Source organism: Streptomyces oryzae (assembly GCF_017676365.1).
Taxonomy (GTDB): domain Bacteria; phylum Actinomycetota; class Actinomycetes; order Streptomycetales; family Streptomycetaceae; genus Streptomyces; species Streptomyces oryzae.
In genome coordinates, this window is the sequence record NZ_JADKMA010000003.1 from 83,976 (window position 1) to 97,221 (window position 13,246).

The window sequence follows — 13,246 nt, forward strand, 5'->3', positions numbered from 1 at the left end:
GTCTTCAATGGTTTGAACTTCGGCCACAAGATGTGGTCGTCGTCCCCGAACTTGATGGCCCTGTGGAAGCGGATGTCGACCTCGTTCGTCGTGAGTCTGCACGGTCAGGTGAACGGGATGATTCTGACCGGTGTCGTGCAGAACAGCGTTCTCTCGAAGGACGAGATGCTGATTCTGGATGAGTCGATTCGAAAGGGTGATGTGCACCGGCTGAGGTTCTACCGCTACACCATTGACATGAAGCAGGGGAAGCCGCGGCCGCGGTTGGCTTCTCTGTACTCCATTCATTCCAAGGATTCGTTCCACAGGAAGCTTCCGTTGGCTCCTGTGGACGACGCGGACTGGCGGAATGCGCAGCGCGAGATCGACAAGGTGGGCAACGCCGAGCTCGCGGAGCTGTTGAGCAGGCAGGGTTACTGGGCGTTCCCGGCGCGGGACCGCTCCTCAGGTTCGGCTCGGAGCGCGAAGTCGATTGCTTCCCCTGAGACGATCGCTTCTCAGAAATTCGAGTCCCCTGATGAGATGACCGCCTCTCAGGAGCTTGCTGCCCCGGCGGTGATCCCTCCTCGGGATCAGGATTATTTCTCCCCGATGGCGCGGCGCCGGCCGGTCCCGCAACGGCCGACTCCGCCGGTACGGCGCAACGCGGAGACCGAGCTGCCCACGATTCTCGAGGGCGCTGCCGACGGGGCGGAGGCCCGGCCGGGCACCGCTGCCGCCAGCCGCGCCGCACCGGCCCAGAGGCGAGGCCCGTCCGCCGCCCGCGTCGAGACCTACTTCGACGCCGACCCGCGCCCGGGCCTCTCCTCCGACGATGACGCGGGTCACGACACGACGACCGAGGACCGCGAGCCTTCAGACTCTCTGAAGGCCAAGTCGGCCGCCGTCGTCCCGGGCTCCCCCATGTCGATCTCGGAGGCCGGCTCGGACGACTCGGATGACTCGTCCGACGGATCTGACATCGCCTCCGTGTACAGCGAGAGCGAGCTCAGCGACTACAGCGACGACGACGCATCCAGCGACACCTCCGACTCCAGCGAGAGTTCCGACTCCAGCGGCTATGACTCCGATGACGACTCGAACGGGTCCGTCAACAGCCGCGACCTCCTGCCGCCGATGACTGGGAAACAGCTGATCACCGCGGAGTTGGGAGGCCCCGGCGGCCCGGAGACGGTGTCGGTCGGACGGAACCTCACGGGCCGGCCGGTGCGCCGGCTGGTGACGGGCCAGGAGCGACTGTACGAGATCCGCGACGGCGATCGGACGCTGACGCATGACCTTCCCGCGCGGTGGGGAGAGCTGGTCTACGTCCTGGCCGTCGATGTTGACGAGAACGGTGCCCCGGTTCTCGACGGCGACCCCGTGGACCTTCCGGAGCTGGCGCAAAGGGTCGCGGAGGACCCGGTGCTGGCCGCTATGGATGTCCGCGCCGGTCGGAGGGTGCCGGTGGTGCTGGCGATGCCGTCCGGGGCTTCGGGCTTCTACTCGCCGGCACAGAGTCTCGCCGATGGGCTGAACCGTCCTGTCTGGGCACACACCCGAGGCGAGGGACTGGTGGAGGACGACGGCACACACTTCCTGGGCACCATCGACGAGGATCCGGACCTCCCGTACGGCGACTGGGTCCGGCTCGAGCCGCTGGGCGACCAACTGCCTCGTCGGGACCCCTGGCTCACCGCCACGGACGGCACCGTGATCAAGGCGAGCCAGGTGGACACCCGGCTCCTCGTCGCACCCGACGGTGAGCCTTTCGGCCGTGAGTCGGCCGGTGAGATGCACGAAGACCGGTATGCCGAGAAGCAGTTGCGCGGCTACCGGGACCACACCGAACTCGAGCACTTCACCATCACCACCGCCGACAAGCGTCAGGTGCTTTACCGCGAGCCGCTGCCCTCACAACCGGCGGTACTCGCCTTCTCCGCACACGGGGCTTTCGGACGGGTGATGCTCCGCCTCAGTAAGAGGGGGCTCGTCAAGTCGTTCGGCGCCAAGGAGGCCGCCCGGTTTGTGGGCAGCCTGCCCGAAGTGGCAGCCGTGCGTGCGAGGATCAAACGGGGTGAACTGCCACCGGACTTCAAGGTGCGCCTCCCGGTCTGCGAGAGCGCCATGGGCGCCGCGGACCCGATGCGGCCGCTGGACCCGGTGCCGCACGAGCCGGCGCCGCCGGTGGACGATCCGCTGGACACCGTGTCGTTCGGGCAGCACGTCGCCAATGTGACCAGGCTGTACACCAGCGGCAGCATCCTCAAGGCCTACGACAACAACATCGTTCGGCACTCGCCCGACGGCCGCGGCGGTGAGGTCACCTTCAAACCGGAGCCACTGCCGGAGGAACTGGCGCAGCTGGCACGGCGCGCAGGGTTGCACACACGCCAAGAGCCGGTGCCGCGGACTGTGCTGAAGCGGACCTTGCGGCTGGTACGCGCTCTGCGTGAGGTCTTTGGCCACAGCATCGAGGACAAGGCCGAATACGACGCGCTGCTCACCGGTATCGGCGCGTTGGAGCGCCTGCGGGCCAACGGCTCGAACCTGGCCCGCCACAGCCCGTTCCGTATGGAGCTGTGGAACCTGCTCGCCCGGCGGCTGGGCGGCGGCGATCCGGACCGCGATCCGAAGAAGGCCGCGTATCGGGCGGTCCTGGACGCCGCCGGTGAGCAGGTGGCCGCCGACCCGGACGCCGACCTGACCACTTCCCCCGGCCCACGGCTGGGCGCGGGCGGTCTGTCCTACCTGCTGAAGAACGCCACCGACCGGCTCGACCTGCACGGCGACAGCGTGGTGCGCGACATTCTCGGTGAGGTGGGGGAGAACAACGGCTGGACGTCCCGTGCGCAGCGCGCCCGTACGCTGTGGGCGATGGTCGGCGCGGAACAGGCGCTCTCCGAATTGTCCGAGGACGAGGCGGAGGCGCGGGCGCGCCAGGTGCTTCATCTGCGCGACACCGGCCCGTGGGATGTGCGGAAGCGTCGGCGGCACCTGGGCGACTTGAAGTTGCGGATGGCGCAAGCCCTCGCCGCGCACTGGGACGTACGGAACGCCGACGAACTCGGCGCCTTCGACATCCGGCAACGCGATGCCTTCGACGAGTCGCTCCGCATCGGTACGAAAGACAAGCCGCGCGGCATCAACTGGGGCGCCGAGCGGCTTCCGCACGGCGTGGAGACGGCACGGGTCCTGATGGACCCGGACGACGGACGGGCCCGGCGAGAGGCCCGGCCCCCATGGCGGCCCCGGGCGTCGAAAAACCCCGAGGTTGAGAACCCGTACGTCGTAGTCCTCGAACGGGACGCCCATACCGGCCACTTCGTCCTGCACCTCCCGGGCGGCGAGGTGCCCGCGACCGAAGGCGAACTTCTGGCGCTGCTGAAGGCCAACCCTGCCTGGGAGAACGTCAACGACAGGGCGCCGGTGGCCTTCGTGGTCACCGATGGGGGCGACGGGATAATGCCGGTCCTCCAGCAGTTCTCCGACCACAGCGGTCGCCACGTTCACTTCTGGACGGGCCGAGCCGGGCTCCACCCGACGTCCGATCCGGATGCGCCGCACACGATCGTGCTCCTTCCCACGCCTGATGGGCTGCCGGGCCGCTGGGACATGACCACCTGGACGCCTCCCACGACATCCAGCCCCTCCGCTCCCACGGCACCCACATCGGCGGCTTCCCCGACCAAGGGCTCCGTACCCGCGGCCTCCTCGTCCGTACCGGCGCTGGGCTCCTCCCGTAACGCGCTCCGGACCCCGGCTCCCATGAGCGCGGTGTCGGCGTTCGCGCGGGGCGGGGCCGGGGTGCTCTCCGGCCGGCAGGTTGATTTCCAAGGGGGACAGGCCGGTTCGTCTTCGGACGGCTCCGGCATGCTGCCGCCGGGTCCGGTCCGCGTCGGCATTGTGCCCGAGGCTGTGTCGGTGGCGTCGCCGTCTTCGGTCGAGTTCCCTGGGACCCCGCCTGCCCCGTCGGCCCCGCCCGCTGCGGGGGCGGCCTCCACTACGGCGCCCGCCGGCGCCGGGGCACGCCCTGTTGTCGATCCGGCAACGCATCCACTGTTGGCGGACCACACCTCCGTGTCGGGGAAATCCGCGGATCCGCAGGGGCGCAGCTGGCTGAGCGACCAGGTGAAGACGGTCATGCCGTGGCGGATACGGCGCTCCGTGATCAAGAACGGTAAGGCCAAGCGCAGTTCGCTCCTCCCGGGTATGAGGGTGTTCTGGCCGGACGCGGCGTATGTGCTCGGGGTGGACAAGGCTGTCCGTGGAGGGCTGCTCCTCGGCAACCGAAAACTGAACGGGCAAGTCCTGCCGACCCGGCTCCAGGACCACCGGGATCTGGATCATCTGGACATAGACCCGGACACCGGTTTCCGGATCATGGACGTGCACACGCTGGCGGATGTACTCAACGCCGACCCGAACTTGGCCAGGCTGCCCCGGGACGTACCGGTGGTGCTGGCGGTCCCGAATCTGGGGGTGTTGAACCCGGACTTCGGGTGGGAGCTCGCGGACGCTCTCGGCAGGCGGGTGTGGGTTCCCACCAGTGACTGGCGTCTGCGACGCGACGGGACCGGCAAGGGACATGTGCTCGAACTGCACGACACCGAAGGAGAGTCGACGCCGGTCGGCGCCTGGGTGCCGTTCGATCCGAAGCCGAACCGGAGGCGTCCCGCACCGCGGCAGTTGAAGGATCTCTGGAGCCATGCCGAATTCTGGGTTAGCGACCTCCACCGCAGGCTCATGGTGGGCGACCAGCCCGAGGTGTCCGGAGTTCTGTTCACACGGGACGACGACTCCGGGCGCTTGAGGGAAATGAACGGCCGGTCGTTGGCGTCCAAGGCCACACTGGCCCACCAGGTCCGCAACGGGAAGGACCGACGTCTCTATGTGATCGACAAGGTAAATTTCACATATCCCTTCCGGTTACTCTCCCTCAACACCCACGGCTTCCCGGGCGGAGCTGTGTTCCAGACCCGTGAGGGTCTGACCGTCTTGCTGCCCGCCCAGGAGGCGGGTTTCGTTCTCGGCACCCTGCCGGAGGTGCTCGATCTGCCGCCGGATTACTGGATCCATCTCGCCGTCTGCTGGGGTGCCACGGCGGGCGACCCGAAGGCGCCGTACAGCCGTAATCTGCCGGTGACTCCTGTAGATGACCCTCTGGAGGAGCAGCCGCTCGGGCAGTGGGTGGCCAACGTCAGCAGGCGCTGGGTGGTCGGACACACCTCGGTCACGGGGTACGACAGCGTACGTCTCACGGAGGCGGCCACCGCTGCCGGTCAGCTGGGGCGCCCGGTCGTGTTCAAGCCGGAGCCGTTGCCGGACGAGTTGGCCGAGCTGGCGCGCAGGGTGGGCCTGCACAGCGGGCCCGACCCCGTTCCGGACGACACAAAGGTGCAGATGCTGCGGCTGGTGCGTGCGCTGCGGCGGAAGTTCACCCCTGTTATCGAGGACGACCCGGCGTACGAGAAGAAGCTGCGGGGCATCGCCGCGCTGGAGAGGATGCGCCTCAACGACCCGCACCTGCCCTTCTTCACGCCGTTCCGGATGGAGATATGGGACCAGGTCGCCCGCGCGGTCGCCGGCCCGAACGTTACCGAGCTGACGGAGAACCACTATCAGGACGCTCTCACGATGGCCCAGCAGCGTCTGGACGCCAATGCGGCCGCCGCCTCGCTGTCCGGCGAGTTCCCCGACCCGGCGATAGCCGCTGCCGCCCAGCGCTTGTCGAGCTTCGGCCTCGAGCCCGCTGTTCGGGCGGCGCTCAACAAGCCGGCGGGCGTTCAGCTACGGAAGGCGGACATCCCACGGGCCTTCTGGGCATGGGTCAAGTCGGAACGAAGGCTGAGCGAGCTATCGAAGAACCCACTGGAGTCCCTGGGCCGCGCCGTCCTCCACATCCCTCACCCGGTGCAGCACTCCGAGGACGAGTGGCAGGAGAAGCTGGCGGCACTGATGACCCAGGCCGCCGCGGCAGGCCGGGACCACTCGCAGAACCGCCCACTCGCCGCGTTCGACTTGGAGCGGCGCGGGGCGCTCCGGCAGAAGTGGACGACGCCGAACGAGGCGGCTGGTGGGTACAACTGGAGTGGCACGCCGCTGCCCCACGGCATCGACATGACGCAGGTCTTCCAGGTGGTACAGCAGGCCGGCGGCGGAACCGCCGTCCAGGCAGCGCCCGCACCGTGGCTGACCAAGGACGACAAGGGCAATGTGCTGCCCGTATACGGGATCCACCTTCACGTAGGAAGCACAGGCCAGATGACCATGCATCTGCCCGGTGTTGCCGTCCCGGTGACCTATGTCGAGATCTACGACCTGCTGCTGAACGCCGTGCTGGAACGGACCCTCGACGTCAAGATTCGGCTTGTGTTCTTGATCTCCGGCTTCGGAAGCTCGGGCCGCCAGTTGGCACAGGCCTACTCCGATGCCACGGGCCGGACCGCCTATTTCTATACCGGTGATCTCGATATCCGTGAGAATCCCAGCAACCCGCAGGGGCCGCGGCAGATCCTGCAACTTCCCGAAGCAGGCACCCAGAACCCGGGCACCTGGGACGCGACACATTGGAAAGCTGCGCGACAGCACATTGCGCCACCACCGCTACAACTGCCCAAGCAGGGCGGGCTACTGCATGGCGCCACAGTGCCCGCGCTGCTCGGCTCGTCCGGGCCGGCGCCCACGGCTCCGGCGCCGACGGCTTCTCTGCCCACCGCTTCTGCGTCCACGGCTTCCGCGCATGTGAGTTCGCTGCCTGTGGCCTCCTATTCCCTACCGGCGGCCGGCTCCGTGTACTCGGCCCCAGCCGATGTGAGTGCGGTGTCGGCGTACGCGCAAGGCGGGACGGAGGCGTTCTTCGGAGAGTATCCTGCCTCCCGGGGGGAGCAGAGCGGTTCGGATGTCTCGTCCGCCGGTTCCGACATCGCGTCCGAGCACAGCGCGAGTTCCGACTCCAGCGGCTCCGACGTCAGCCATCCCGACACCAGCGGCTCGGAGTCCGATGGCGACTCGGAAGGGCCGGGCAACGGCCCGGTGGTCCCGCGTGGGGCGGCTGCGGCCGATGTGAGTGCGGTGACGGCGTACGCGCAAGGCGGGCCGACGGCGCTGTCGTCGCTCCGTCCGGCGGCCCCGGCCCTCACGAGCGCGGTGTCGGCATTTGCGCGGGGCGGGCCGGAGGCGTTCTTCGGTCAGCAGGCTGATACCGAGGAAGGGCGGGATTCCCAGGGAGAGCCGGCCGGCTCGTCCTCGGACGGTCCCGGCATGTTGCCGCCCGGTGACACGCGGGCCCTCGTCCTGGCCGAGCCTGTGCTGACGGCTGCGCCGCCCGCGGGCACGCTGGCCCCGCCTGCTGCGGGGGCTCCCAGCACTGCCGCCGGTTCCGGATCGCGACCAGTCGATCCAGCGACCCATCCGTTGCTGGCTGACCACACCTCCGTAACGGGGAAGACCGGGGCTCCGCAGGGGCGCAGCTGGCTGGACACTGCGGTGAAGCGCGTCCTGCCAGGGCAGATGCGCCGGTTCGTGATGAAGGACGGCAAGCTCCAGCGGGTCTCGAATGACCCTGATATGGCGCTGTCGTGGCCGGATTCGGCGTATGTGGTCGGGTGGGGGAAGGCCGACCGCCGCGGGCTGTTGCTCGGAGGCGGGACGCTGAACGGCAAACGGTTGCAGGTTCGGTTGGAGGACCACCCGGATCTGGCACACCTGCCCCGGGACAAGGCCACCCGCTTCCGGATCATGGGCCCGGACGCACTGGCCGAGGTGCTGAAGGCCGACCCGAACTTGCAGGGACTGCCCAGGGACGTGCCGGTGGTCCTGGTGATCCCGAATCTGGGAGTGCTGGACCCGTACTTCGGTCATGCGGTCGCCAAGGGCCTCGGCAGGCGGGTGGTGCTTCCCACCAGTGACTGGCGCCTGCTTCCCGAGGAGACCGGCCAGGGGCACCTCTTCGGACTGGTCGACCCCGAAGGGACCGCCCCGGTCGGCGGCTGGCTGCCGATCGATCCGAACCCGAACTGGCGTCGGCCTGCACCGCGGCAGGTGAAGAGCCTTGGAAGCGGCATCGAATTCCGGGACAGCGACCTCTACCGCAGGCCCTGGGTCAATCGCACCATGTGGTTCGGCACCTCGTATATCCGGGATCATGACATGGGGCGTGATCGGGAGACCTGGGCCCGGTCGATGACGACCTTCATCAAGCTGTACCACTACGCCACCAGCGGCGAAAACGGGCGTCGCTCTGTGCTCGCCACTGAATTGGTCGACTACCTCCCCCTGCTGTTCGTCCTCAACGTCCACGCGATGCCGGGCGGAGCCCAGTTCGACACCTATGAGGGTCAGAAGGTGTGGCTGGCCGCACAGGAAGCTGGTCTCGTCCTCGGCACCTCGCCCGAGGTGACAGAACTGCCGCCGGGCTACTGGCTCTATCTCAACGCCTGCTTCGGTGCCAAGGCGGGCGATCCGATGAAGCCGTTCCCCAGCAGTGTGCCGGTGCCTACGGTGGACGACCCGCTGAGGCAGCGGCCGCTTGGGCAGTGGGTGGCCAACTTCAGTGGGCGCTGGGTCGTTGCATACACTTCGACGGTCGGTTACCGAGATCAGTACTTCCAGGCGGAGGCTACCGCTGCCGGTCGACTGGGACGCCTGGTCTTCTTCAAGCCGGAGCCGTCGCCGGGTGAGTTGGGCAAGCTGGCGCGGAAGGCGGGCCTGCACAGCGGGTCGGACCCCGTTCCGGATGCCACAAAGGACCTGACGCTGCTGCTGGTCCGCGCGCTGTGGGAGACGTTCACCCCCGTCATCGACGAGGACCCGGCGTACGAGGAGCTGCTGCGGGGCGTCGCCGCACTGGAGAAGATGCGAGCCAACGACCGACAACTCGCAGCCCTCACGCCGTTCCGGATGGATCTATGGACCCACGTCGCCCGCGTACTCGCCGGCCCGAACAGCCGACTTGGCGAGTCGCACTATCGGGCCGCTCTTGATGAGGCCAGGAAGCGCCTGGGCGCCAAGCCGCACATCAAGTTGAACGAGGCGTTCCCCGACCCGGCGATAGAGGCCATCGTCAGCGAATGGCAGGACTCACCCGACACCTATGCCCGCTCGGTGCTCAGACTGTCCAACCCGGCCGGCTCTGGGAAGGGCAGTACGGGTCTGGCGAAGTCCTTCTGGACCAAGCTCAAGCTGGCGACCAGCCCTCCGCTCGATGAGGCGGACCTGGCGCGAGCCTTCTGGGCCAGTGTCAGGGCCGAACGAGCACTGCGCGCGGTACCGGAGAGCGGACTGGAGGCCTCTGGCCGCTCCTTCCTCCACACAGATGAGCAACTGTCCGCAGCCGAGTGGCGGGCGAAGCTGGCGCAACTGGTCTCCCAGGCCGACGCGGCAGGCCGGATCACCCAAAGCCCCCTCCAGTCCCCGGCATTCGACTTGGAACGGCGTGGCGCGTTCGAGCAGCTGTGGACGGTGCCGAACGGCACGGCCCAGGGTTACGGCTGGGGTGGAATCCCGCTGCCCCACGGCATCGACATGACGCAGATCTTCCGGGAGGTTCGGCGGCCGGGCGGCGGAACCGTTGTCCGGGCAGAGCCGGCGCCGTGGCTGGTCAAGGACACGAACGGCAAGGTGCTGCCCGGGTACGGGATCCACCTTGAGATGCGGAGCAATGACCAGCTGGTCATGCATCTGCCCGGTGCTGCCGTCCCTGTGACCCATGACGAGATCCTCGAACTGCTGAAAAACGCCCCGCTGGAGCGAGATCTCGACATCCAGGCGCGCCTTGTCTTCCTGATCTCCGGCTTCGGAAACTCGGCAAAGGGCAAGCAGCTGGCACAGCAGTACTCCAATTACACCGCTCGGTCTTCATACGCCTTCACTGCGGTGATCCGGCTCCGTGAGAACCCCGGCAACGCGCGGGCCCCGCGGCAGATTCTGCTTCCGCAAGACGGCACCGGGACCCCGGGCACCTGGGACAGCTGGAACTGGCGAATCCCGAAGGTGTCCCCGCCAAAGCCGCCCAAACTGCCCAAGGTTCTGAAGTCCAAGGGTCAAGTGGGAGGCAGTGCAGCTCCGCTGCCCGCTCCGCCTGGATCGCCTGGAGGCGCGCCGACGGCTTCGGCTGAGATGAGTGCGGTGTCGGCGTACGCGCAAAGCGGGACGGAGGCGTTCTTCGGCGAGCAGCCCGACTCCGGTGGCTCCGACTCCGAGTCGGTCTTCAGCGAAAGCGAGTTCAGCGACTACAGCGACTCCGAAAGCGAGTTCAGCGACTCCGAATCCGATGACATCCCGGAAAAACCCGTCAACAACCCCGTGCCCCCGCTGCCTCACAGGCCGCCACTGAGCGCGGAGCTGAACGGGACCGGCGGCCCGGAGACGGTGACGGTCGGGCGGAACCTCATGGACCAGGCGGTGATCCGGGTGGTCGCGGGCCGACGCCGCCACTACGAGGTACGGAACGGCGCGACATCGCGGACGGAGGACCTTCCCGCGCAGTGGGGAGAGCTGGCGTACATCCTCGCCGTCGATATCGACGATGACGGCAACCCGATGGTCGACGGCCGCCCCGTCGACCTCCCGAGCCTGGCACGACGGGTCGCGGCCGACCCGGTGCTGGCCACATTGGACGAGAGGGCAGGCACGAAGGTGCCCGTGGTACTGGCGACGCCGTTCGGGGCTTCGGGCCTCTACTCGCCGGGGCAGCGCCTCGCCGACAGGCTGGACCGCACGGTCTGGGCACACACCCGGGGCGGGCGGTTGGTTGACGACAACGGTGTGCACGCCCTGGGCACCATCGACGAGGATCCGGACCTCCCGTACGGCGACTGGGCCCGGCTCGACCCTGAGCCTCACCGGTCCGTCCGAGACCGCTGGCTGAGGCCGCTCAACGGGCGCCCGTTCCGGGCGAGCCAGGTGGACACCCGGCTCATCGTCGCCCCGGACGGCGGGTCCTTCGGCCGTGAGTCGACCGACGACATGCACGAAGACCGGTACGGCGAAGAACAGTTGCGCAGCTACCGGGACCACACGGAGACCGAGCACGTCACCATTACCACCGCTGACCGCCGTCAGTCGCTGTACCGAGAATCGCACCCCTCGCAGCCGGCGGTGTTCGTCTTCGCCGCACACGGTCATCCCGGCCTGGTGGACTTGGGCGTCCGTATCGGGAAGAAGGTCTTGTGGCGGATGCTCGAGGCCAAGGAGGCTGCCCGTTTCGTGGGCAGTCTGCCCGAGGTGGCCGCATTGCGGGAGAAGTTGGCTCGCGGTGAACTGCCGCCGGGCTTCAAGGTCCGCCTCCCTGTCTGCTGGGCCGCCTCGGCCTCAAGCCCCTTGGGTGACTTGGATCCGGCGCCACATGAGCCGATGCTGGTGCGGCCGGTGGACGATCCGCTGGACACCGTGCCGTTCGGGCAGCACGTCGCCAACGTGACCAGAATGCCCACCGAAGCCAGCATCCTCAGTGCCCTCATCACCAACAGGGTCACGCACGCGCCCGATGGCCGCGGCGGCGTGGTGACCTTCATGCCGGAGCCACTGCGGCGGGAACTGGAGGGACTGGCGCGGCGCGCAGGGCTGCACCGCGGGGAGGGCCCGGTTCCGCGGACCGTGCTGCAACGGACCCTGCGGCTGGTACGCGCGCTGCGCAGGGTGTTCGGCGACGGCGTCGAGGACGACCCGGAGACGTACGACAAACTCCTCGCCGGCATCGGCGCGTTGGAGCGTATGCGCGCCAACGACCGGCACTTGGCTCGCCACACCCCGTTCCGTATGGAGCTGTGGAGCCTGCTGGCCAGGCGGCTGGGCGGTGGTGATCCGGACCGCGATCCGAAGAAGGCCGCGTATCGGGCGGTCCTGGACGCCGCCCGTGAGCAGGTGGCCGCCGACCCGCGGGCCGGCCTCACCACCGCTCCCGGCCCGCGGCTGGGCGCGGACGGCACGGCCGACCTGCTGCGGAACGCCATCGAGCAGCTCGAACAGCGGGGCGACCGCATGGTGCGTATCGGCCTCGACATGGACGACAGCGACCGGGTGACCCGTGTGCACCGCGCCCGTGTGCTCTGGGCGATTGCCGGTGCCGACCAGGCGTTCTCCGAGCTGTCCGAGGACGAGGCCGAATCGCTGGCGCGCCAGGTGCTGCATCGGCGCGACACTGGTCCCCAGAGCGAGGCGACGCGCCGGCGTCGGCTGCGCACCCTGAGGCGATTGATGACGTGGGCCCTCGCCGACCACTGGGATGTACGCGACGCCGACGCTCTCGGCGCCTTCGACCTCCGGAGTCTCGACGCCTTCCACGAGTCGCTCCGCATTGGTACGGAAGGCAAGCCGCGCGGCATCAACTGGGGCGGCGAGCGACTCCGACACGGCGTGGAGACGAAGGAGGTCTGGACCGACCCGGGCGACGGATTGGGCCCCCGACGGGTACGGCCCCCATGGCAGCCCCGGTGGTGGCAGACCGGGCGCCAGGAGGTGTACGTCGTGTATCTCGAACGGGACGCGCGAACCGGCAACTTCATCCTGCACCTCCCACGCGGCGAGATGAGTGCGACCGAGGGCGAGCTTCTGGCGTTGCTGAAGGCCAACTCCGGCTGGGAGAAGGCGCCCGAGCGAGCGCCGGTGGTGTTCGTGGTCTCCGGGCGAGGCGGCGAGGCAATCCCGGTCCTGCAGCAGTTCTCCGACTACAGCGGTCGCGACACCTACCTCTGGACGGGCGAAGGCAGGCTCCACCCGGGGTTCGATGGGGGCGCGCCGCACAGGATCGTGCTCCGGCCCGCTCCCGATGGAACGGCCGGCCGCTGGGAGAAGACCACCTGGACGCCTCCCACGACCTCCGCCCCGTCCCCTCCCACGACCCCCTCACCGCCGGCTTCCCCGTCCACGGGCTCGGCACCCGCGGCTCCCTCGCCCGCACCGGCGCAAGCCGACTCCCGCGGCGCGCGCCGTACCCCGGCTCCCACGAGTGCCGTGTCGGCGTATGCGCGGCGCGGGGCCGGGGCGCTGGCGCCTCGCAGTCGCGGAAGCCGTACCCCGGCCCCCAGGAGTGCGGTGTCGGCGTTTGCGCGGGGCGGCGGCCCTGAGCCGTTCTTCGGGCGGCAGAGTGATTCCCAGGAAGGGCGGGACTCCCAGGGGCGCTCGGCCGGTTCGTCTTCGGGCGGCTCCGGCACGCTGCCGGCCGGGCGGACCCATGCCGTCATCTGGGCCGAGGACGTACTGATGGCAGCGCCACCCGCGGGCGGGGTCGCCGCCCCGCCCGTCTCGGGGGCGCCCGGCTCTGGGA

At 68.8% G+C, this 13,246-nt stretch carries 1 protein-coding gene (running past one end of the window); it reads left to right on the forward strand.

The genetic code is table 11. The annotated features are described in order from the left end of the window. Positions 1–13,246, forward strand: part of the annotated coding region (locus ITI46_RS01170) for a lonely Cys domain-containing protein (protein ID WP_209237245.1) (this coding region is incomplete at its 3' end). The annotated region extends 30,786 nt beyond the left edge of the window; 13,246 of its 44,032 annotated nt are in view.